At 43.1% G+C, this 23,874-nt stretch carries 24 protein-coding genes and 1 pseudogene; 9 read left to right on the forward strand and 16 right to left on the reverse strand.

What is annotated here, in order from left to right; all coding sequences use genetic code 11:
• Positions 1-89 precede the first annotated feature (89 nt).
• The 8 genes from LG003_RS04015 to LG003_RS04050 all read left to right on the forward strand — a co-directional run bounded on the left by LG003_RS04015 (position 90) and on the right by LG003_RS04050 (position 3,652).
• A complete protein-coding gene (locus LG003_RS04015) occupies positions 90-326 on the forward strand; it encodes a hypothetical protein (protein ID WP_112879430.1) in 237 nt (78 codons plus the stop codon).
• Between the two features lie 16 nt (positions 327-342).
• Entirely contained in the window at positions 343-654 is a 312-nt protein-coding gene (locus LG003_RS04020; protein WP_112879431.1) for a YjeO family protein, read from the forward strand.
• 278 nt (positions 655-932) lie between these two features.
• Entirely contained in the window at positions 933-1,412 is a 480-nt protein-coding gene (locus LG003_RS04025) for an Hcp family type VI secretion system effector (RefSeq protein ID WP_262980213.1), read from the forward strand.
• Positions 1,413-1,414: 2 nt separating this feature from the next.
• Positions 1,415-2,281, forward strand: a complete 867-nt coding sequence (locus tag LG003_RS04030; protein WP_112879432.1) for an RNase A-like domain-containing protein — start codon at positions 1,415-1,417, stop codon at positions 2,279-2,281.
• Between the two features lie 24 nt (positions 2,282-2,305).
• Positions 2,306-2,614, forward strand: coding sequence for a contact-dependent growth inhibition system immunity protein (locus LG003_RS04035; RefSeq protein ID WP_112879433.1), 309 nt, complete (start codon positions 2,306-2,308; stop codon positions 2,612-2,614).
• Positions 2,615-2,617: 3 nt separating this feature from the next.
• Positions 2,618-2,938, forward strand: coding sequence for a contact-dependent growth inhibition system immunity protein (locus LG003_RS04040; protein WP_262980214.1), 321 nt, complete (start codon positions 2,618-2,620; stop codon positions 2,936-2,938).
• Between the two features lie 45 nt (positions 2,939-2,983).
• On the forward strand, positions 2,984-3,292 hold the full coding sequence (locus LG003_RS04045; RefSeq protein WP_262980215.1) for a contact-dependent growth inhibition system immunity protein: 309 nt from the start codon (positions 2,984-2,986) through the stop codon (positions 3,290-3,292).
• 45 nt (positions 3,293-3,337) lie between these two features.
• Positions 3,338-3,652: a hypothetical protein gene (locus tag LG003_RS04050; RefSeq protein ID WP_262980216.1), complete on the forward strand. Its 315-nt coding sequence runs from the start codon at positions 3,338-3,340 to the stop codon at positions 3,650-3,652.
• A gap of 176 nt (positions 3,653-3,828) precedes the next feature.
• On the opposite strand, the pseudogene LG003_RS04055 reads toward LG003_RS04050, so the two are convergent.
• Positions 3,829-4,104 (reverse strand): annotated as a pseudogene (locus LG003_RS04055) (IS30 family transposase); the annotation flags it as partial.
• 185 nt (positions 4,105-4,289) lie between these two features.
• Between LG003_RS04055 and phoA the strand changes: the two are divergent.
• Entirely contained in the window at positions 4,290-5,726 is a 1,437-nt protein-coding gene (phoA, locus tag LG003_RS04060; RefSeq protein ID WP_240000702.1) for an alkaline phosphatase, read from the forward strand.
• 69 nt (positions 5,727-5,795) lie between these two features.
• On the opposite strand, the gene LG003_RS04065 is transcribed toward phoA, so the two are convergent.
• From LG003_RS04065 to LG003_RS04135, 15 genes are all read right to left on the reverse strand, one after another.
• Entirely contained in the window at positions 5,796-6,584 is a 789-nt protein-coding gene (locus tag LG003_RS04065; RefSeq protein ID WP_262980217.1) for an ABC transporter permease, read from the reverse strand.
• Positions 6,584-7,357, reverse strand: coding sequence for an ABC transporter permease (locus LG003_RS04070; RefSeq protein ID WP_112876781.1), 774 nt, complete (start codon positions 7,355-7,357; stop codon positions 6,584-6,586). The genes LG003_RS04065 and LG003_RS04070 overlap by 1 nt, the downstream gene beginning before the upstream one ends.
• A gap of 12 nt (positions 7,358-7,369) precedes the next feature.
• Positions 7,370-8,374, reverse strand: coding sequence for an ABC transporter ATP-binding protein (locus tag LG003_RS04075; protein ID WP_262980218.1), 1,005 nt, complete (start codon positions 8,372-8,374; stop codon positions 7,370-7,372).
• 2 nt (positions 8,375-8,376) lie between these two features.
• Entirely contained in the window at positions 8,377-9,924 is a 1,548-nt protein-coding gene (locus tag LG003_RS04080; protein ID WP_158537755.1) for a GMC oxidoreductase, read from the reverse strand.
• A gap of 70 nt (positions 9,925-9,994) precedes the next feature.
• Positions 9,995-11,017, reverse strand: a complete 1,023-nt coding sequence (locus tag LG003_RS04085) for a hypothetical protein (protein ID WP_262980219.1) — start codon at positions 11,015-11,017, stop codon at positions 9,995-9,997.
• On the reverse strand, positions 11,007-11,714 hold the full coding sequence (locus LG003_RS04090) for a radical SAM/SPASM domain-containing protein (protein WP_262980220.1): 708 nt from the start codon (positions 11,712-11,714) through the stop codon (positions 11,007-11,009). The genes LG003_RS04085 and LG003_RS04090 overlap by 11 nt, the downstream gene beginning before the upstream one ends.
• A gap of 37 nt (positions 11,715-11,751) precedes the next feature.
• On the reverse strand, positions 11,752-12,981 hold the full coding sequence (locus LG003_RS04095; RefSeq protein WP_112876786.1) for a glycosyltransferase: 1,230 nt from the start codon (positions 12,979-12,981) through the stop codon (positions 11,752-11,754).
• A 16-nt stretch (positions 12,982-12,997) separates the two neighbouring features.
• The gene (locus LG003_RS04100) at positions 12,998-13,909 is read right to left on the reverse strand and encodes a radical SAM protein (RefSeq protein ID WP_112876787.1); all 912 of its coding nucleotides are present in this window, start codon (positions 13,907-13,909) and stop codon (positions 12,998-13,000) included.
• A 157-nt stretch (positions 13,910-14,066) separates the two neighbouring features.
• Positions 14,067-15,299, reverse strand: coding sequence for a 2-deoxy-scyllo-inosose synthase (locus LG003_RS04105; RefSeq protein ID WP_112876788.1), 1,233 nt, complete (start codon positions 15,297-15,299; stop codon positions 14,067-14,069).
• Positions 15,300-15,313: 14 nt separating this feature from the next.
• Positions 15,314-15,589 carry a DUF6137 domain-containing protein gene (locus LG003_RS04110; RefSeq protein WP_112876789.1) on the reverse strand — a complete coding sequence of 92 codons (276 nt, stop codon included), beginning with the start codon at positions 15,587-15,589 and terminating at the stop codon, positions 15,314-15,316.
• Positions 15,574-16,347 carry a PIG-L deacetylase family protein gene (locus LG003_RS04115; protein WP_112876790.1) on the reverse strand — a complete coding sequence of 258 codons (774 nt, stop codon included), beginning with the start codon at positions 16,345-16,347 and terminating at the stop codon, positions 15,574-15,576. Before LG003_RS04115 ends, LG003_RS04110 begins: the two co-directional genes overlap by 16 nt.
• Complete coding sequence (locus LG003_RS04120) at positions 16,344-17,594, reverse strand: aminotransferase class III-fold pyridoxal phosphate-dependent enzyme (protein WP_112876791.1); 1,251 nt, start codon at positions 17,592-17,594, stop codon at positions 16,344-16,346. Before LG003_RS04120 ends, LG003_RS04115 begins: the two co-directional genes overlap by 4 nt.
• A complete protein-coding gene (locus tag LG003_RS04125) occupies positions 17,587-19,500 on the reverse strand; it encodes a hypothetical protein (protein WP_262980221.1) in 1,914 nt (637 codons plus the stop codon). The genes LG003_RS04120 and LG003_RS04125 overlap by 8 nt, the downstream gene beginning before the upstream one ends.
• Positions 19,501-19,507: 7 nt before the next feature.
• On the reverse strand, positions 19,508-23,188 hold the full coding sequence (locus LG003_RS04130) for a hypothetical protein (RefSeq protein WP_262980222.1): 3,681 nt from the start codon (positions 23,186-23,188) through the stop codon (positions 19,508-19,510).
• A gap of 19 nt (positions 23,189-23,207) precedes the next feature.
• A complete protein-coding gene (locus tag LG003_RS04135) occupies positions 23,208-23,861 on the reverse strand; it encodes a histidine phosphatase family protein (RefSeq protein ID WP_146747887.1) in 654 nt (217 codons plus the stop codon).
• Positions 23,862-23,874 lie beyond the last annotated feature (13 nt).

The raw sequence follows: 23,874 nt of genomic DNA on the forward strand, positions 1-23,874 counted from the left end.
ACTCTGTAACTCACTGGAACTTTTTGAAGGATAAATGATGGCAACCGGAGTGCCGATATAAATTTATTTAAGAAAAGGAAACACAACATATGCAAAGCCTTCACTATACGGCAGATAAATTCAGGTCCCCAGGTTTTGGTGCCACCGATTTCATACGTTATAAATGGTTATCCAACAATCTACATGACGTAAATGGTCAACATTATTTATGGGCACATGGGATACCTCATGTACGATACAACAAGAAATTAATAACAAAATCTGCTCACCAAGAAAAAACACCTGTTTTATTATTTGCAGGATTAAAACCAAGACAACGCATTTAATCGTGAGAATTTCAGAATGAGCAAATCAGCCATAGTTTTAAATATCACTTATGCTATCTTTTGTATATTATTTATATATATGATGTCATACTTAGAAGAAGCGTATTATATCGGTGGTCAGGATATAGATAATCTCTGTACTGTTTACAGAGAGCTGATAGATGATAATCGTGATGTATTTGCTCCAACATGTTTACTGATTATGTCACCCTTAATTTATGCAACCGTGAAGAAAAGATTCAAATCCCTTTCTCTTAATGTCATTACATTTGCTTTGCTAGGATACTGGGTGTGGCGGTTTTTTATCAGATTAGTCGTGTGCGTTTAGAATGATTTCAAATATTCAGGTAGTGACTACTGAGTGCTACCTGAATGTCAACTCACACTATATCAACTCACGCTATGCGATCATCACAAACATGCCATCTTGATAGTCCAGATCTTTAAGTCCCTCTTAATACTTTGATACCACATTTCTAAGTGTTTCGGTTTTATTAATTTATTCCTCTTACAAATGTAAATTATCTTAAATTTATAAATTTTTGATTGCTTTTTACACACGCCCTACAGCAGGATAAAAAAAGCACATTAAGGGGAGCAACCAGTATGGCAAATATCATTTATCTAACATTGAAAGGCAAAAAACAGGGGCTGATCTCCGCTGGCTGCGGTTCCTTAAACTCTATAGGAAATAATTACCAGCACGGCCATGAGAATGAGATTTTTATTTACTCTCTTCAACATTTAATGACGAGGGAACAACACGTATCCCATCATCCGGTTATGGTAATAAAACCTGTCGATAAATCTTCGCCTTTACTGACGCGAAGCTTCGATGAAAATGAAGAGCTGGAATGTCTGTTTGAGAATTATCGAACATCACTCACCGGAGGATTAGAAAAAAACTATTCCATCAGGCTAGGCCACGCCTTTATCTCCAGCATAAAATGCCATTTTCCGCATTCCAGAGATAATAATGCCGGCGTACCACAAGAAATTATCTGTTTCACTTATAAAAATATCACGTGGAACAATCTGGCCTGCTCAACTGGTTCTTATAGCTTCTGGGATGACAGGGTTTATTAACGATGAATAATGCCGCTTATTTAACTGATACCCCTGTTGATTCAGAATCTGAGAATGGGTTACGCATTGTTTTATCGCCTGTGCAACTTGCGGCGATCCTATCGGATAATACCATTACCGAGGAAGAGACCTGGAGTAACAGAATATTAGGTGGGGCAAGTTTAGCAGCGGGAGTCGTTGAACTGATTGGCGCTGGCGCTCTTTGTCTGGCGCCCGATCCTTCAACGCTAACTAAAGCTGCCTGCGTTATTATCGGCGCGCACAGTCTTGACGTAATGAATGCTTCTGCCAGTCAAATAATTACCGGCAGAGAAACCACGACGGAAACTTATCAAGAGGCGGTAAACTTAGCAAAAGAATTTGGAGCTGATGATTACACCGCTTCTGAAATAGGGCTTACTGTCGATATCGCTGTACCATTGTCATTTGCTTCAATAGCGGGCGCTGTCAGAGTTGCCTCTGTACGGGTAGGCCGAATTAAGTTAATTGAACATGAATCGCCTACAGGGTTAAAACCGGGTGGACATACTTTGCTTAAACATGTTGGGCTATCGGAGCAGGAGTTAAGGGCGAGGTTTTTAATATCTAAAACAATGAAAGAATCAAGTTGTTTTTATGATACAAAAATAGCAGAGAAAGTGATTTCAAATACCATCAAAAATAATCAGGCAAAAATAACTAACTGGACGAAATATGCTTTTGGAGGTAGCAGGTTAACTATAGATGATGTTTCAAAAGTACCGGTTGGCATCGGCATTACCAAAGGTGTTGAAGGAGTAGACCAATTATATAAAGTGAGAGTTGTTTTATATTACTCTGAATTCAATGGTAAGCCGTACTATATATTAACCGCCTTTCCTAAATATTAATCATATATAAAGAGGATCAATGCAATGAAGAGAAAAAAAGAAATACAACACTTAGATAATTTTATCGGGGCTTATTTTAACCAAGATTGTGAAATATTTGGCGAAACAACAATAGATGAGGTAATAACTGAATATTTAAATAGCGAACCTCCCATATTTATGAAAGGATTAATAGAAGACATTGATTACTTTATTAGTAACTCAAAAGATGTAGAAAAAGATTTTGATAATTTGGGTCATGAATTCTATCCAGAGTTATGGGAAACTACTGCATTAGATTTTCTAAATCATGTATCCAAAAGAGTACGGGATTATCTAAAAAAGGAGGTTTAGCTTATGACAGGACAATATCCATTTTTAGACATTTTAATGCATGCTTACTTTAATCAGGACTTCGATATAATATCAGGTCCCGAGCTTGATGATGTTATCAATGATTTTCTTAATGATGCATCTCAGGGAATGAGAAAAGGGTTAATAGAAGAAATCAACGATCTTATTGACTCTTCTGAAGATGTAGAGAACACATTTGATTATCATTATCATGATGTTGACGTTCTCCCAGAAGTATGGAATATGAGAGCACTTGAATTTTTAGAGCACGTATCCAAAAAAGCACAGGATTTTTTAAACGAGCATACTGAGCAAGATGAATAGTTAAAGTATTCTTAAATGAAAAAATAAACAAAGAGGTTTAATTCAATGGAAAGAGAAATAGAAAGAAAATATATAGATGATTTAATGATTACTTATTTTCATCAAGATTGTCAGTTATTTGGCGAAACAATAGATGAAATAATAACTGACTATCTAAACCATCAATATCCAATAACCATAATAAGTTTAATAAGAAAAATTAATATTTTCATCCGTAATTCTGATCATGTAGAAAAAGACTTTCATAATTTTAATTACCACGAATTTGTTCCTGAATTATGGGAAACCACTGCGTTAGACTTTTTAAATCATGTATCAAAATTAGCACAAGAATATTTGGATAAAGATGACTAATCATAGTCATTTTTAATGTGATAGTAAATAAAGAGGTAAAATATAATGGAAATGAGAGAAAAATTGCAGTACATAGATAAGATTACAAATGCTGTTGATAGGAATGATTTTGAATTATTTCACAAAATACTCAATGAGTTGCAAGGAAATTATCTTAATGTCGCACCGCTAATGTTATTAGAAAATATTAATAATCTTATCTATGCCGCCCAAAATATAAAAGGATGTTTTAGCATCCGTGATTATGATGCAGCTGATCCAAAGTTATGGGAAACTATTTCCACCGTATTAGAACATCTGAATCAGTCATCAAAAATAATGCAAAGTTATATAAATAAACAACATGAAAAGGACAAATAAATCAACTTTGTATCCATGAAATTTTCAAGTAAAAAACACTTTTGAAGGTAATTAATTATATATTACATTTCAAAAGCGTCATTTAATGATAACCCACGCCATTTATTAGCCAAACTTTAAAAACATTAATTACATATAAACAAGTTAAACTGTTTCGCATAGCAAGCACAACATAATTATGCTGCGAGTAAACAAATTCGTATTCCTTTAAATAATTCATTGGGATCTTTTCCATTCCGAATCTTTCAGTAGGAAATTATTTAATCGGTTTACGACAAAATTTATCTCTCGATTAGAAACTTTATTGAAGCCTGTTCCTTTGGAAAGTATTGTCTGATTAGCCCACTAATATCCTCATTTACCTCTCTTTCCCTGAGAGCATAAGGAGCCGCAAAGCGGATATTTGTTTCTAATTTTTTCCCGATAATTCAATGACTCGCAAATTCTAAACCATATAGCTGTAGTTCTCGATGATACGGAATATCTACAAATGTAGCAAAACCAAGGTCATGATATAGTAAAATTAAAAGCAGTTATTTAGCTTTTTCAGCTTTATTTTCATTTATCTAAGTAAAGTGTGATAAATTCTTCACTATCAAACCCTCAAATAAAATTAAATTTTTATAGGAAAAACACGATGACTAATAAAAGATTTAAGAAATTCATTATGTTTCTTGTGACATTATTAACACTAGGAACATGCTTACCTACATTGGCTATCAATAGTAAAGAACAATTCCCGTCTGAATATCGTATATCAAGAGGTGACATAACAAAATTTGGTGGGGCACGCAGATTTACACAAGAACAAACTACAGCGCTTAGAGATTCATTAGATAATAAGAAAGTCAAGAACGTCATCTTGTTTATTGGTGATGGAATGGGAGATTCTGCAATTACATTAGCTCGTAACTACGCAGAAGGTGCAGGAGGATTTTTCAAGGGAATTGATGCAATGCCATTAGTTGGACAATATACACATTACTCATTAAATAAAGACACCAAGAAACCCAATTATGTTTCGGATTCAGCATCTTCAGCCACTGCCTGGGCTACTGGAGTAAAAACTTACAACGGGGCATTATCCATTGATGTTTTTAACCAACCTCATCAAACCTTATTGGAGCTAGCAAAAAAGAACAAAAAAGCAACCGGTAATGTCACTACGGCTGAAGTTCAGGATGCAACATCGGCAGCACTGTATGCGCATGTCACGCAACGTGAATGCTATGGCCCAACAGAAACGTCGGAAATGTGTCCCACTGATGCCCTCGAAAAGGGGGGAAAAGGTTCTATCACGGAACAACTTCTGGCGGCACGTGCAGATGTCACGTTAGGGGGAGGAATCGATATCTTTTCCCAGCAATCAGTGGCAGGTGTCAATACAGGAAAAACGCTGAAGCAGCAGGCGTTGGAGCAAGGGTATCAATGGGTAACAGATATAACATCATTGAATGCGGTGAAAAAAGCGAATCAAAAAAAACCGCTATTAGGATTATTTAATGAAGAAGTTTTACACGGAATGTGGGAGGGACCGAAAGCGATTTATCATGGAAATCTTAACGAAGCCCCGGTGAAATGCAAATTGAACACCAAACGGAGTTCACAGCAGCCGACATTAGTACAGATGACCGAAAAAGCCATTGATCTACTGAAAGTCAATAAAAATGGCTTCTTCCTGCAAGTGGAAAGTGCGTTGACTGATGATTATGAGCACTCCGCCAATCCTTGCGCACAAATCGGTGAAGTGGTTGCTTTGGATGAAGCAGTACAAGCCGGTTTGAGATTCGCTAAACAACATGGAGATACACTAGTAATTGTTACTGCGGATCATGGACATTCCAGCCAGATTATTGAACCTGATGTTAAAGCCCCCGGTTTGACCCGCTCACTGATTACCAAAGACGGGGCCGTTATCACAGTCAGTTATGGTAATTCAGAAACAACTTCTCAGAAACATACTGGTACACAATTACGTGTAGCAGCTTATGGCCCACACGCCGCAAATATTGTTGGATTAACCGACCAGACCGATCTATTTTTTACCATACGGGATGCGATGGGTTTGAAATAATATAGATGGAACAGCTTGTTATATGATCAAACTCGCACAGCATAATGTTGCGCGAGTGATCTTATTTATTCAGCTAGAAGCCGAACGATATCCACGCAATGCACGCTTCCAAACTAATCGTGCCACGATAAAGAAAAAGATGGCTATTCCCAGCGATCCCATTGCTAAAGGCAAAGTCAACATCCCTAACAACGCCATAACCGGGGAACTGGTCATGACACCAATGGGGATCAGAAAACTAAAGATTAACCGCCAAGGCATACCAAATAGATGAATAGGCCAGCGAGCAAAACCCAATAACGAAGAGAGAACGTTGGTCAAATTTTGTACCCTGACTAATGCAAAAGAGGTCGCAATAGCGAGAACGAACAACGCGTAAGCCGTGGCAAGCCCACCAAGCGATAAGATGACTGTCATCATGATATCCATGAACGAAGGTTGAATATCAAGCTGTATAAAAGCGTAAATAGCCAAGCCAAGTCCGAAGAAAAAATCAATACTTTTCCATAACCTGATATCGACGAGTGAACAGAGAAAAAGTGAATCGACGGGCCGCATTAAAATATAATCAAATAAACCTGTTCGAATACCTGAAACAGCGGCGGCAAGACTGGGAGCAATCAGACCTTCAACAATAGCATATAGCATCATATACCAGCCCATTAATACCAGCATTTGCTCGAATGACCAGCCGGCGACGGCACCACGTTCATTAAACAAAATGAAAAGCGGTAACAGTTGTAGTATCGCCATGATGAGTGAAAGTAAACCATCTACCATGAAGTCCCAACGGTATTGTATCGAGCGTTTTATACTCAAGATAAACGCCATACGAATGACTACAAGAGAGTGCATCATTATCCAAACGCCAAGTAACAGCGGACACCTCGCCGCCAGACAAAAAATGCGGCAGCAAACAACAAAGCCACCAGTGCGAACTGACAGGCCACCCATTGAGCAGCGACAAGCAGGGAATGCTTTCCGATTAATATTTCTACTGGCAGTGAAATCACAAACCGGAATGGCAGCCAGTTTGCTATCTGACCTGCCCAATCTGGTAATAAGGCCAACGGAAACATATATCCTGATAGTACACTACTGGCGGCAACATATATTTTATGTACAACTAATGAGCGCTCGATCCAGAAGGTCAGACTCCCGATCAGCAAGTGGATGCTTTGATTAATAAGGAAGGCACCTGATAACGCCAGCGCCAGCAAACCTAGTTGCGGTAAATTTAGCGGCTGGCTCTGTAAGCTCATGATCAGTGCCAATATAAAAATAGGTAAGGCAACAATTAGGCTTAATCCCAGTTCGGCAATAGTAATTGCCAAGTAGTTGATAAAAGGATGAATGGGGCGCATTAACCAAAAAGAAAGTTCACCAAGGCGGATATTTTCGTTAATTTCCCAGACGTTGTTACAGCTGGTTAATATGGTGGTCACGAGAACGGCAACATAGTAAAGATTAAAATCCTCTGCGGTATAACCTTGAAAAGAGCCATCTTGAGTTACCGAACGCCAAAAAACCAGCATGATTAACGGCATACTGAGTGTGACGAGCCAAAGCAGAAATTCGGCTCGGAATGAGAATGTTTCAAATAATCGGACTTTTATAAGAGCGAAAAACATGTCGGTTCGCCTCTATTCAGGAATTTGTTTTTGTTCGGTTTTATTCTGGTTGGGATGACCAAAAATCTGGCGCAGTATTTCCTCCAATGGAAGATCTTCTATGGTGAGGTCAACTACCAATTGTTGTTCAACCAGAAAATGTACGAGTCTAGGGACATGATCGCGGTGAACTCGAATTTGGGAACGTTCTTCGGTTTGTGAAATGAGCGCGCCAAAGCGTGAAAAATCGGGAATATTGATCTGGCGATTCATCGAGAACGAGACGATTTTTTCAGGGTTTTGTTTCGCCGTGAAGGTTCGCAGATCGCCGTCATAGAAAATCGTTCCACGGTCAACAATGATAATGCGTTGACACAATACCCGCACATCTTCCATATAGTGTGATGTCAGCAGAATAGTAGCATTGTGGCGGCGATTATATTCAGCAACAAAATCACGCAGAGCAGCTTGCATGGCAACATCAAGCCCAATCGTCGGCTCATCAAGAAAGAGAACCTTGGGTTGATGGATCAGCGAGGCAGCCACTTCACACCGCATACGTTCCCCTAATGAGAGCTGGCGGGTGGGTTTGGTCATGATGGTGTTCAGTTGCAGTAAGTCGCCCAACTCCTTCAGAGTCTGTTTATGTACGGCCAAGGGAATCTCGAACAGGACCCGGATCATTTCAAACGTATCAATTGGGGGCAAATCCCAGATCAATTGCCCCTTATTACCCATTACAAGACCAACACTGTGTAAAAAAGTTTTTTCGCGCAGATAGGGCGTATATCTTTCGACGGTGATTCGGCCACTACTGGGATGCAATAACCCACTAAGTAATTTGACCAATGTGGTTTTGCCGGCACCATTGGGGCCGAGTATCCCTACCCTTTCACCATTTTCTATCTGGAAGCTGACATTTTTTAGTGCGACGACGGTTTCATACTTCCTTTTCCAGAGTGAATTGAGCGCGGAACGGAAACTTTCGTTACGTTGATGCACCTGATAAATTCTGGAAACTTCTTCTGCTCGGATCATGCTCAGTCAACTCCAACAACATGTTGTGCTACACGTAATGCATTTGCCTGAATGGTGAGTGTGGGATTGAGCCCACCGGGGAAAGGCATAAAGCTACCATCTACAATATAAAGGTTTTCGAGTTCGTGAACCCGGCAGTTAGGATCTAAAACAGAACGTACCGGATCTGTACCACTGCGGCATGTGCCATGCAGGTGAGTACTCCCTTCTTCAGAACGTGTACGCTTAGAATGAATTTGTGTGGCACCTGCGGCGTGAAGAATATCGACAGCGCGTTCAGCCATATAGGACAGGCGTGCCAAATCATGGGGAGCTGTCTGATAGTCGATCATGATTTTAGGTATCCCCCAGACATCACGACGGGAAGAGAGTTTCACCCGGTTTTCATAGGCAGGGGTATCTGCAATGATAGTTTCTAATTCTAAGGGTAGTAGTTCAGGGAACTCATCGGGGACAGGGATAGTACGAGCTTCGTAAATTAATCCTCCCATTCCACTAGGGCAACGAGCATCAAGATAGTGGTCCAAAATCGCCAACGTAGAGAAAGGGCCACGAAGCCCAACGGCATGATTACGCATGGCATCAGTTACTGGCACTACACCACGTATACGCTGGCTGAGTTTCATACATAGCCCACGACCGACGAGATCATGCCGATTACCAATACCATTGGGTGCAAAAGGGGTGACTGATCGCAATAAAAGCGCCGCACTCTGTATTGCGTTACAGGCAACGAAAAAATACCGTGCTTTCACATGGCGAATACTGCCATCTTCCAGATCCAGACAGCGCAGCGTACTGATTTGCCCTGAGCGTTCTTGTTCCAGCGCCACGCCACGGATACCTGAAAGGAGGGTAAAATTGCAGTGGTTGACCAAATGCTTGATATAGATATTCAGGACATCACTTTTAGCACCGCTGGGGCATTGAAAATCAATACAGCGTTTTTCCTGTGTGCAGAGTTTAGGATCAATCGCCATCGGCGTTGTGAACGGATAATAACCGAGCTGTTTTGCCGCCGCTGCCATGATATCCGCAGGCAGCGACCTTGGGAGGGCATTGCCTCCCTCTTTTGCGGGTGCTGTGTGTGGCCCACCACTGACACGCAATTGTTTCTCAACAATAGCATAGTATTTTTCTAAATCAGTCAGATGAATTGGCCAAGCAATATCAAGCCCAATACCTGATAACCAGGAGCGAGCATCAAAATCGCAATCCTGATAACGGAAAGATGCACCGCCATAAAAGAGGGTCCCCCCGCCTACATTTCGCGTACTCCAAGACCATCCCCGCTCTTCCCAGCCATTTTCCCCTTTAATTTCTGCCATGGGAGACGAACTATCCACCTCTTCTTGTGTTACTTTAGGCGCAAGTAGGTCTCCTTCTTCAACCATAATGACCGACCAACCACATGCTTGCAGGGCATTCGCAACTACCGCACCACTAGCACCGCTACCTATCACACAAGCGTCGGCAACTAACTCAGCAGGCGCCTGTTTTAATCCATGAAAATGACGTGCACCTAACTGTAATTTTTCTTGAATTAACATCTTATGATTTTCTCCAGGGTCCATTATCACCACTTCTTTTCATCACTAAAAAGGTCTAAGGAGGTTGTTTTCATCGGTGGCGCACTGCCATGTGGTGTAACAATTGGCTATAAGCGGCTCCCACGTCATTCCATGACCAATGAGATCGGGGAACTGGGGTCAGCCCCGCAATACCCTCTTCTTTCAACCAATCAAGTAAGGCGTTGTTATCTTCAACAAGATGAGCGGCAAAACGGCGTGTAGCACCCGAATGGGCATAAGCCACAACCGGTATACCCAGTTGTACGGCTTCAGCGGACAGAAAGTTAAATGTCTCATGATAATCACTTAATACTAGTGCAGCACTGGCTCCGCCAAAAATCAGCTCGTGATCGTGTTCCAGATCGTAATAATCGAAAACCTTATGTCGTTCACCCAAATTTAAGCCATTAAAATAGTGCCTGGCTTCTTTGCTCCGTTTCGACCAGTTATTAAACAGGATATGCAGATGCAATCCCTTCTCCAGACAAGCCTCGACAACCGGAGAGAGCTTCTCAAGCGTTACTTTACCCGCTAATAAGACCACCGGACCGTTGGGAGAATAGTAATCACGGGCGGGGATATGATCCGCCGCCCAGGGAATGTAATGTCGTTTGGGAAAACAATATGTCCATGGCGCCTCATAAAAAAAGACATCGGCAGCATAGGCGTCTGGCGCAGCAGCAATGGCGACGCAATCAGCGGCATTTGCTCCGGGCTGATGAGCATGGCAGGCAGACAAATTAGTATGGGAGTCGGTGAGCAACGAGACATCATGCCAGACCCGGATAGTACTCTGTCTCAGCGATTCTGGCGCTTGTTGGCCTGCGCGAAATAACTCGCTTTCCATTAAAGGAATGATAGCCGTGATATTTTGGGATGAGACTCGCTCTGCTAAATTATCAAAGGTTGGGTATTCCTGCGCAGAATACCAGATGACCTCAACGTCATAGCTGGGCAGGATATGCGCAAGATTCCAATAGGCCGTTTCTATTCCCCCCCACCCCCGACGATCAAAATTGTCTGGATACCGTTCTATCAATACCACATATTGTGACGTTTTTTTAAAGGACATAATCGAACGCCTCACTTTTTTGATGTGAACGATTATTGCAACGACGGCAAATGTCCGTTGCATTTCGATTTCCACATGAGAGTGCTTCACGGGCCCGACGAAACTGAGGTGAATTCCAGATTCCCATGATAGGCGTGTCAAAGACGTTGCCAAGAACCACTTCTTCTTTGTTATCCTCATAGCAAAGCACTACATTCCCTGTGATCGTGATAATCAACATGTCTGATGGCGCAAAACAGGGAAGATTCGAGACGATTTCTGGGCCGGCGATCACATTGCCTGCACGATTGGTCAACTGTAACTGATCAGGAATAAGCCAGATAAGATCAGGCTTGGGCGCTCCAGGTTTGCTGTCGTGCTGAGTGATAATAAACTGTTTAATGCCATTTTTATGTAACAGTTGATATTTTTCATCCGTCAGATAATCGCCATTGCTATACAGTATTTGTCTGACTTCCGGCAGCCGTTCAGTGACCCGGGCGACAAATTGCGGTAACTTAGGATGCAGCAGCGGTTCATTATAAAAATGATAAGAAAGTCTCCCGGTAAAATTTGCTTCTTCCAATCTGTCAATAATACGCTCAAATTGCTCAGGCTTCATTCTGTTAGGGGCATCGCGTGGCGCTATTACATTAGGACAATACACACAACGTCGATTGCATCGTGAATTGATTTCAATCTCTACCATAGAAAACATATACGTTATCCTTATAGTGTTATCTGGTTGGATACTGTTATTTGGTAACAGATTGCTCGACTAGCTCGTGATAGATACTCTTTAATCGAGGCAATACAGCGTCTGGTGCAAAGATTTCTATCGGATTTTTGTTGTTATCACTCTCTTCTACGATGGGAGACTGTTGAGGCTGGGTCAGAGCACGGTTAATGCAGTTAACCAATTGGTTCATGTCTCCAGCAGGAGCGAGCAGTTCAGGCGAAATTTTCCCCAGTATTTCGTTAATACCGCCAACGGCATAGGCAGCCACCGGCACTCCTACCGCAGTAGCTTCAATGGATACACCACCAAACTCTTCATGTTCTGACGGCATGACAATGACATGACAGGCCGCAATCGCGGTTGCCACCTGATCATTGGGGATAAATCCCGTGATAGTAAATTGGGACTCTAGCTGATATTGAGCAATAGTCTCTTCGAGCCTATGCCGTTGCGGGCCATCTCCCACGACTAAAAAATGCAGGTCAAGATGACGCAGACGATCAGCCACAGCAACAAAATGTGTCCAGCCTTTTTCTTTTGCTATACGCCCAATAAAGCCAATGTTTTTTGTTTTTAATCCATATTTCTGTCGAAAAGCCTGAATTGCTGATTCACCGGGATGCCGGAATTGTTTGGGATCGACAACATCAGGAACGATTTCCACACGACGAGCATATGGACGAATAACAGAGGCGGTACGTTCGGTCAGTGCGATGGTTGTTGCGGCAATATTTACCGCCTTACGCTCCAGATAGCGAGCCAGTTTATGTGTCATACGATCCCAAATTGACATCGGCTGATAAACTGACAGTCGTGAACAGTGGATAGTGAGTATCAATGGACAAGACAGCAACTTAGGAACCAGATAAGCGACTAACAGCGCAGGGATTTGCCCATCAAGATGGAGATGAATCAGATCAAAAGGTTCCTGTCGCATTTTTGGGCGGATAGCTAACAACGTTGCCAGTGCCCAGGACTGGGTTAATCCTTTTAATCCAGTCAACTCCGAACGTAATTCAGGTAACCGGAGATAAGTTCTTTCTACACAGAGATTAGTGTGTAAATTACGCTGGTGTGGCAGACCAGGAAAACCGATAGTCATCACATGCTGTTGTACTCCTCGCTCCGCCAGCCACATAGCCTGCCGCCAAATCTGGATCTGCATTCCACCGACAGAGTCATATTCAGCAGGCCAACTCTTTACATCAGGGTGATGAAAAAAAGGCGTTAATCGCAATACACGCATATCTTGTCCTCTTTTCCTATTTATTAAGTGTCATACGATCACGCTGGTTGTTGAACTCCTGGTGAGAAAGACAAGTACCACAAGGAAAGTGGTCGTATTCCTGCTCTTCTTGCAATCCTTCAATTTCCAGATACTTGGGAACGGGAGAGTAACAATCACACTTCACCATTGAGATATTTTCGCCATCAATGTAATAGTTGAAACCATTCTTAATCTGGTCACAGACGAAATCACCACGTCGCCCATGTTGGTAGATATAATCCCAACGGTCGAAGAAAGCCTTACATTCCAAAAAAGGGGATTTATGAAGCTGTTCATAATTCAGATGCACTGTCAGTGGTCGCCCTTTAGTTGCTAGCAGGGGTAAAAAATGCAGTCGACCAGTGAAACCACGAGCCTGTAAGGTATCGATAAAATCATTAATTTCTTCGATGGATTGGCCGTGGTAGACACATTGCAGTTCGGCAGAAAGGCTCACAGCATGGTCTAAAATGATATCTATCTGTTTTTGTTTTAAACCCCGTGCCTTATTCATTTGTTCAGTATGCCCATCAATAGAAATGACCCAGAGCAAACCAGGACGAAGACAGGCGGGAAGACGTGTGCCATTGGTGAGTACTTCGATGGAATAATCTTTTTTCTGAACACATTCAGCCAAAAAATCGAGTATTTTTGGATAAAGTGTAATTTCCCCATCGGCTTCAACCCGAAGGAAAACATCATGCGGATTAAAGCGCTCCAAAATGCGTGTTAATGAACTAATAACAGCTTCAGTGTTCACTCTAGCCCGCTTTATCTCACAATAGCTGCAACGTAGATTACAGGATGTTTTTATCCCGATATTACGATAACGACGCACCCGGCGAGTCACGGGGGGCCAAGATGAAGGTGGTTGAATAGTATGAATGATATTGATTAAGTCTGACATAATACCCCCTAAGAACCTGATTACTGCGTATAGTTCGACATTTATAAGCACCTCTAGAAACTGAGAACTCTCATATTAGTACCAGTAGGTTTTATTTCTTTGCTGCGCTACGTTGAACAATTGTCATGACAGGTTGTAATCAGATTCTGATTAAATTTTAGGTTGTTTGAAAAATATGCTGGCGCAACATTGATTCGACTAAATCAACAGGCACAAGCGTTAAGGGATGCCCTTCACCACTCCAAAGGGGGGTTCCCAATTCATTTAACAGAATCATCGGAATTTCATTGGGCTTAGCACGCAGATAACCACGTTTATTATCAGATTGCAGTATCTGCATAATGGCTTCCGGGGTTGCTCCTACAGGTGCCTTAATATCGACGCCGTTAAGGTGAATCAGGCGGTAGTGCATATCACGTGCTTGTGATGTCAATAAACCAAGGGTGTGAGAAATTTCAGCTGCGACTATCATGCCAAGCGCCACGGATTCACCATGAGTCAGTCTTCCATTACAGCTTAATTCGATAGCGTGCCCTACAGTGTGACCATATTCGAATACAAGGGCATGATGTCTCTCCCGCTTATCGTTAACCATGACTTTTTGTTTGGTGAGAGCCCCCGCCTGAACGATGCATGCAAGTGTTTGTTCGTCGTAATGCGCTTCTGTATTCAGTGTCCTGGTTAAAAATGGGATATTTTCGGTTTCTAATATCAGCACATTTTTAATGATTTCACATAATCCAGATCGCAAGTGTTGGGACGGCAACGTCAGCAAGAAAGCAGTATCAGCAAAAACCGCTTCTGGCGTATGAAAACAGCCCATCAGATTTTTGCCTTGTGGCATGTTCACCGCTTGTTTAAGAGAAATAACAGAATCACTCATTGCAATCAGGCTAGTGGGGATATGCACGAAACGAATACCACGAAATAGTAGCGCGGCCAGCAGCCCTGCTATATTGCCGATAACCCCCCCTCCCATCGCAACAATAACACTTTTGCGATCAACATCCGCATTAAGCAATTGATTTGCCAGATAATCCAATGTATTGAGCGATTTGTTTGCTTCTCCTTCTGGAATTGACCAGACCCAAACCGGCACTTTTGTTTTTAGAGTTAGCCGTTGTACGAAAGGAGCAGCATGAAGCCGGTTTACGATATCGTCAGTAATGATGTGCAGAGAAGACGCCGACATCTCAGCTAAATGCTCCGAAATTTCCTCTGTACAGTGGCTCCCTATCCAAAAAGGATAAGCAACATCTTCAAAACGCAATTCAATTTTATGCATAGAATGCGCATTATCTTGAAGTAAACAGGATGACACATTGCTTTTTTCATGTAACATATTGTTATTAAAAGGTATATCAATACCATTTTTTTCGGTATTTATCATTTTTTTACCTATAATTAAGGTGATAATGGCATTGGTTCATCAGATGATTGTGCATTAAGCTTCTTGTTTATTATTTCCGCGAGGTTATTAATTTCCATTGACAGATGTTCGTATTTCGACCAACCCAGAGTGCAGTCAAGGAGTGCTTCCAGACGTACCATAAATTCAATGGCATCCCGTGCAGGGATCTCTAACCGTCCTCGCTTGATTAGTTCTTCTGTGTCATCTCCCGTTGTCTCACAGGCGATTTTGATAATTAATTGACGAATATAACCTACTGATATTGACATGATTTCTCCCAAAATCTTTCTGCATGGTAAACTGCTTGCCCGGTATGGAAACATGTCTGCGCCAGACGTTGTGCATGGACAATAATTGCATCAATCGTTTCCTGATCGGTTTGGCTGGCATAATTAGATAGTGCTGCGTATTTATCTGCTAATGTTTGATCGATACTGATGGCTTCTAGTATGCTGAATTTTCGCTCTGTCAATTGTTTTTCCAAAATATCCAGTGTAAATTCAGCTGCATAGGGCAGGTCTTCGTAAAAAGCGAGCTGCCATTGATGATTATGTAGTGAACAAATGGCGTGATGGACAATCTGATGGTCGATATGATGACCAATGGCGGCTGGCGCAATCACAACATCAGGGCTGGACTCTGCCAAGACCTGCTGTAGCTTCTCCAATACGATTGAAGTTCGTATGTCATTAGTAAGTTGTCCCTGAGTAAATTGCAATTGGCGCTCACTCCCATCGTCATAGCCGGACAGGCTGGAATCTGAGAGCCCAAGAGGGTATAACTTCATCTTAAAATTTTGACAAAAAGTTTGCTCTTCTTTTACCCGTACTTTACTGATAACGGCGGAACCCTCATCACGCAGGGATTTAGGGAGCGCCCATCGACTTTGGGTAAATACGGTCACAACCTCTAATGTGGATACAGCCGCCAATTGTGAGACGAAACCACCTATCGAATAAGCAATATCATCGGGATGTGGAGCAATTAAAGTCAGACGTTTACCATACCAGTCTTTTATTCTGCTCATAAGGCATACCTTTGTAACCAATGGATAGCATCGGCAGCAGGCATAATATCACTGGCACCGTCGATCATATTGAATGCGGCTTCCATTTGTCGCTCGATAGAGACATGGATTTGGTGCTGCGTAGAAAAGTGTAGAGCAAGTTCTGAAAATACTTGTTTGAAGTGGATCTCCAATTTCGTTAAAACGGCTTCAGTTGCCAGCGAGACAGCCTGATTATCAAACTTATACAGTAACAGGCCGTGTTTACCGCAAGCAGTATAGAAAGCCTCATCCAATTCTGGCGTCGCACAGATAAATTGCAGTAATGGTCCATCTCCCATGACTTTTATTGGCAGCTCTGCCTGTGCAATCAGTGTGCGTAATGTGTTTGCCAGCATTGACCCACACGTGACCAGACGTTTGTAACCTTGTTCGTCATGCATATATTTCAATGTGGCTAAAGCAGCAACAATAGGCATTGTGTCAAAGTAGGCGGTATAGGTCATGTGCTTAGTTTTTTGCATCATTTCAGTTGGCCCGACGAGGCAGGATAAGCGTTGCCCATTGCATAGTCCTTTAGCAAAGGTATAAAAATCAGCCTGTTCGCCAATAACCTGTGGTAACGCAGAACCAGTCACTGAACGATAGCCATTTTTGACTTCATCACTGCAAAATAGAACGCCATATTCACGGGCAAGATGGGCTATTTTTTTTAATGTTTCTGGTTTGAGATGTACATAGTCGGGAGAAATCATCACCATTGCGACTTCGCCATGATAGTTTTCTAATACATCAGCCAGTAATTCGGGGATGAAGTAGAAATCGATAATGCCTCTTTCATTTGGCTGCAAAAAATGGGAAGGCGAAGCCCATAAATCCCCCCAGCCGTGGTAACCTGCGCTGGCGATGATTTTTTTACCTGTTATCTTCCGGGCACACTGGACAACAGCACGGCAGGCTTCAGTTCCTGAGCTGAAAAAAGCAACTTGCCCATTGGAAATACCACTATCAGCAACAATGATTTCTGCAAGAGCTTCAAAAGGTTCTGACCAACAGGTGGAAGACCCCAGTTTATTATTTAAACTGGCGATTATTGCTTCTGTAACTACCGGATGATGGTGTCCCAACGTGATGCTACCTTTGCCATTCATCAGGTCAATATAGTCTCTTCCATCACTCAGTCTGACGATAGCACCACTTGCGGATAGAGCACGTAAGTTTGGTACTGGTACGCCGACAGCAGAGGCGATTTTTTCAGGTTTACTCATAGACACTCCTCGATATTTCAGTCGGTTGCATATTTGCGATGCTTTCGATAATCAAGTTGTGGTACTGGATAAAAGTTTGGAATAACAAGGTGAGATCTTCACATGCGCGCATCTTACCTATAGGGCTAAATTGACGTACTTCCCGGCGGAAACCGTCGAGTAGTAAAAGCAGCGCAACAGGTAAAGAGGTGAATATCACTGGTGAATTATCATTCTCTGTCTGGTTACTGTTGCACATCAGCTGTAATGTGGCGGGCGGCAGTTGATATACCAACAGAAAAACAGCTATCTCCAATTCTGTCCAACTTATCCCTCCCCAGTTAGCCTCCTGATGAAAACGGTAGAGATGCCCGTCATTGCCAACTTGCCAGTGCCAATCACCAAAGGCATAGCTAAGGGAAGAGCGTATTGGTCGGGTACTTCCTGCAAAAGGAGGAATATTGAGCGAATCGAGCCAAATGGGTAAGTCAGGTAATTTGTGTTCACTCAATTTACTTTTACCCATTTTGTGTTGCAGACGTTCCCATGCATTACGAATGGCTGCGCCTATTGGAATCTGAGGTAGCTGACCAACAATATCTATTAATGGCGATTGGCTGACAGACTGAATAATAGCGTTGCACTGTGTAAGCCAAACCTGATGATTTTCATGAGGTGTTTCGGCCATAAGATCCCGTAATGGCCGCAATCCTGGAAGATGTTGAGCAATATGATAACCATCAAGAAACCACGCCTTAGGATGGGCAGTATTGACTTGCTTCACCCGATTGAATTCCGTGAGTCCATAGGTGCTTTCCCCGATAAATCTCAGGTGCAACAATGGCGTTTCATGTTTATCCGTGACCAACAAGGGGGTTTTCTTGGGGTTAATCAACCTTCTTGCATATTTTTCCATTGCTGGCGAGTTCCAAGGCAACCAAGCCTCACCCAAGCCATATCTTTTTTCCATTGTTGGGCAATGAATAAAGATCTGTGTATCAGCGTCATTTATTATTGTCGAATTCAGTAAATCCGACGCTGGTATCGCGGAAGTCAATGTAGAAAGAAAATGGCGGTGATCATTTTTTAACAGTGATTGCCAGAGTGGACGCCGTTCACGTGTCATCAGAGGTGATCGCACAAATACAGTTGACCATGAAGCTGATGTTGTGATTTTTCTCACATGCCCAATGCTGGCAAACCATATGTTTTCTGCTTTGGCAGCTAACCATTCCGCAAGTTTTTCAACGGTATTGCCAGTATCGGGTTGATCATCAACAATCACGACGTCTGGACGTTCAGATTGTGCGTCAAGAAGACGAAATAGAGTATCTAACTCTGAAGGATGATACTGACAATAGGCGTTAATATGCCTTAAAGGACGCAGTGTTAGCCATGCAGGGGGCACACCATTAATCTGAGTTAACCCTGCAACCCAACGTGGAGTAAGAAAACTCCCACCACTGCGGAGACCGACAACCACGATGGAACGCCCGGAGGCAAACTGGCGGGCGAAACGGATTGCATCATCCACACAGACTTCGGTATCCCCTAAATCATAGCCATAACACTCTGGCAAGGGGAGTGCCAAAATACGAGTCAGTAGATCCATCCAGGGAGAAAATTGACCTTGCAATACAAGGCCTATTTGTTGGGAAGACTCCGTTTCAGCCGTGATTTTGTGGCCACAAGCGATAGACAAAGCGGCCTGCTGCGCATGTGTAGCAGAACATTTGGCCTGACGGCGGACTGATAACGGCTGTTGGCTGGCTTCAGTAAGAAGACTCAGGTCACTCCATATTTGCCCCAGAGCGCAGGCTGATACATAACCATCACCGTTTTGAGCATATTCGGTGGCGAATAACTTCGCCACTAACTCTGAGGGTGTAATCTGCATTCTGGCGACCTTGCCAAAGTATTTGGTCATTCTGCTCTCATTTTGTCCGCATAGTGCTAATAATCGCAATTGGATCAACTTCAGACAATTTAAAACGGCCTTTCTCCTCTATGGCCATAGGGGCCAGAGCACATTGAATATACGTTTCAATTTCCTCTGTGACGCCATAAGGGATAAGACTAAGTTGTCTGACAAATTGTTGACATTGGCCCTCAGAGAGTACATTTGCATGATAGGCAAGCAAGTACTCTTTACAGCGTTTAAACTGACTTTGCCAAATCGCGATTTCATCTGCGATTGAGGCAGCAGAATCTGCATTTACTGCGATTTCAGGAACGTGGTGCAAAACTAAATTACGCAATTCGGCATTTTCTGGAGCAGTAACCAACTGCTGCAATGTGGCCGACAAATCACGACGATGTAACAAGCTGACCGCGATCCGTTCGGCCCCAACCGGGGAGAGTGGTTTTTGTACCATTCGCATCAGCGTCTGCTCTGGCCATATTGCTGAAAGGAGTAATCCCATCTGCCCTGCGGTGGTGTGAAGACATTCCCACTGTTCTTGGTCATCCTCTGTGTTTTCCAGCTTCTCAATAATTCGGTGGAAAGCATCCCAGGCATGGTTAAAACCAGCAAGGCAAGCGCTGGTGACCTCATCACGTATAGATTCATTCAGGCAGAGTGCAGCGAGCGTTGAGGCAAAGGGCAACGAATAAACCGTGATACGCTGAACAGAAAAATCAATCACAGCCCGGTAATTGACATAAGCGTGGAATAGATCACACCAAGGAGAATGCCCCAGCATGTCATATACATGGGAAACTTCATCATTAGGCACATAGGAGAAATCATAAGCAGTATCGAATAGCACTCGTAACCAAAGCACCAGTTGCTCGAGATCCTGTCTCTGCCAATGTAAGCCATCAGCACGTTTTAAGCGTAAGAAAAGTGTCCAAGTACCTAATTGACAGACCCGATTTGATGATATCTGCCATTGTGGTTTCCATTCTGAAATACGTGATGCCAATGCATCGAAGACATATAAGCGACCAATATCCTCTTCCGGGGCATTCGGAAGCTCACAGAACTCAACAACTAATTCCTTCTCATTAAAGAGGAAACTGGCCTTGTGTACGACAAAGGGCAGAGAAATCTCAAAGAGGTTATTAGTTAACCTTAAAAGGCAAGAACGGGCATCACCAAAACCATCAGCGATATTGATCAATTTATGTAAAGGCGCAGGCAGATCAGGCCCTGATTCAGCCCGGAAACGAACCAGCATCCATTGATGCAATAGATTGTGTAACTGGTGGGCATTTTCTATCGGTAGTTGTTCCGGTGTCATATTACCGGCGACAGGCATTAAAGCCTGCCAACGTAAGAAATCATCCCCCAAGATTTCTACAACATCTTCTTTTAATTCAAGAAAAAAAGTGTCCGGCATGGGGCTATGACGAACATGTTCTACCCACCCCTGGAAAGCGCATAATGCCGATTTTTCTGTGGCGGAAAGCGTTGATAGCTGTGCAAATTCCATCCAATCGCGGAGTAGATCTAGATAATTTTGATACGTGATCAGCTCGTGTCTATCAACAACATCGGCTAATACCGCCTTGAGTACCTGATCGTAAGTATCCACTAAATCTATGCGACAAAGTGCCCTCAAAGTGGGTAATTTCGCATGATGTAACTCTTTCATCAGACTATCCGTAGCTTGTAGCAAATCAGCGGCTTCACTCGCTCCTGCCAGTGCTGCGGCTGCTTTAAAGCGCTTAAGTGGAGACAAGAAAGCCACATAGTCAGCAAACGCTTTAGGCGCACAAACCAGATTCGCCAGTGCAGTCGGTGACAATTGGCGATGATGGATAACTTCAAACAGTTCGTGAACAGAAAGCGTAGAACCTGCTGCCTGGGTTAAAGCATGTAAAATGTTAATCCGGTCTGCATCTTCATAAATGGGAATAATGTCTGTATCTGCGAACACATGAAGTAGACATTCCAGTAGCAGACGCCCATCCCCACTTGGGGACGTTATCGCAGCATCAACCCATTGCGCCAATGGCATCGCGGGAATTCTCTCAATCCACGATTCGGCTTTGATAAATAACATCAGCAGGCGCAGGTCATTAAGTTGCCTGACCTTGTCTGCCAATGTTGGGATAGCCTTACATAAGTGCGGTAATGTCGATTGCGGATCGGTTTTGGCTCTGAAAGCACAGAGATAATCTGTTGTTGCATCGGTTGCCGACCAATGAGCAGGGTAGAGCGTCATCGCCTTCTCACCTACTTGTGCAAGGAGCCAACCTGTTAAACTTGGGCTTCGGACAATGTCACCATGCTGTAACCACGTCCCCGTTGGGAAAAGAGTACGTTGCCTGAGTGAGGCACCGATTTTTTCCTCTAATACCGGTAAGCCAGCCAGCGCACGTTGCAAAACATCCGAAAGATCTTGAGAAGATAGCGCCGTAGTGGGCAGAGATTCTCTATCGTCAAAAATATGCTGTACAGCCGCAGGCAAATTAACCGATTCAATGGTTTCCGTTTCCAATTCGATAAGTGGTTTTTGCGCACTAAAGTAGGCTTGCTCTCCCACACTATTAATAATGACCAAGGGAACTGCGGGGATATTGGTTAACTGGGTAAGAAAAACGGGCAATTTTTGTTGACGGAACATGATGCCAGCATGTTCACTGGCAACGCCTGATTCAACGAAGACAGCCACAAGAGTGGATCGCACTGGCAAAGGAAGACGCAGGTAACGAGACCAGGCATCGTCTAATGTGGACGCCGAAAGGAAAATGCCTAAATTGGGCTTTGCCGGATGCAGCAATGTTGTTACGGGAACCACCCGCATACTACGTGCCAGCTCTTCTTTCACTTCAGTGGTTAACTGTTCAACCTGACGCTCAAGTACATAACCCGGAGCGGGGCGTGCCTGTACTAACCAAATCTTATCCACGCGAACCTGACATAATTGAGCGCCATACCACAAAGGCGCAGCTAACGTCGGCCAATGATAGGCTACAGAGTTTGCCCTTGAGCCAGGGGATTGTGCAGACGCAAAACCAAAACCAAACGCCAGTTCTCCCCGGATACCTTCAGAGGCATGTAAAGTCAATCCGGTCACGGAAACCAGGCCATGATCCGTTTCCAAAACCCACTCAGTGTCTAACGCAATTTCAGAGAAATATTGATGTAATTGATTGATAATTTTATTCAAATCATGGCATGCATCGGCTGTCAGATACGGAGCCTGTAAGGCGTCCACTGTAGATGGCGTACCTTCAATCAATTTTTGAACAAAACAGGTGATTGGCTGCGGTTGATAACCCGGATCACTTAACCGTTGCTGTTCAATGGATTGAGGTTCAAATCCACTGAAAGCCACCATAGAAAGCGTATCACTAAAATCTGCCGGACAATGACAGACGATACTGGCATAGCCTCCAGCATTCACGAAAGTATCACCATCCTCTAAACCCGCACTGCGAATAATCCAGGGGGCTGGGCCACAAACTTTCTCAACCTGTTTTATCCAGTCGGGGTGCTCAGTGATGTACTGACTGTAGAGGGTGCAGAGCAGCGCGGTATCTGCTTGCGGATAATGCTTTACAATGGCAAGCGCTTTATCAGCCGCAAATCCCACTAAAGGTGGAACCAATGCTGAAAAATCGGTGTGCCGGGAAAGTTGTTGTAATCGTTCAAATTTTGCAGCCATACGTTTTATCTTCTTACCTTTAAAGCCATAATCTCAAATGATTTTTCGCGTTAACAAGGACAAGCCTCGATTTTCCACCTATCTCTTCATTCTCTATAACGTGCAATGCCGTATTACTGATACGCATATGCCAGCGTTGTAATAGGGAGATTTCCAGCCCTAACAACACAAACATTGCTAGCTCTATAGTGAATGCATGGGAAACGATCACAGTGACCTTTTCCCGGCCACGCTGTTGGTGTCGTTGACGCAAAAAATCGGTCACTCGTGCGCGTTGTTCAATAACAGTTTCTACTTCAGGTCTTACTTTAGTTGTGGGACTATTCAAACGTTCTTCCAGCATTGCATCCCATTCCGACAAACTTAATGGCGGTATCAGTGAAGGTGCTATACGCACTTCTTCCAAACGCTCATCAGGTATCAACGGTAAGTTGTACCGTGCAGTGAGAAATTTGGCCGTTTGCATTGTTCGAACCATTGGGCTGCTAAATATCTTGTCTCCGATTAACTCCTTGGGAAAATTATCCGCCAATAATTGTGCTTGTTGCTGGCCCATTTCCGTCAGTGGCGAATCAGGCAAAACTGAACTGATTAACACATGGTTATCCTGTAGATTACATGTTGCTTCTGCATGTCGGATGAACACAAAACGATGGCAATGTGTTGACGTCATAATAGTTTTGGCC

The organism is Photorhabdus kleinii (genome assembly GCF_025384885.1).
Lineage (GTDB): Bacteria > Pseudomonadota > Gammaproteobacteria > Enterobacterales > Enterobacteriaceae > Photorhabdus > Photorhabdus kayaii.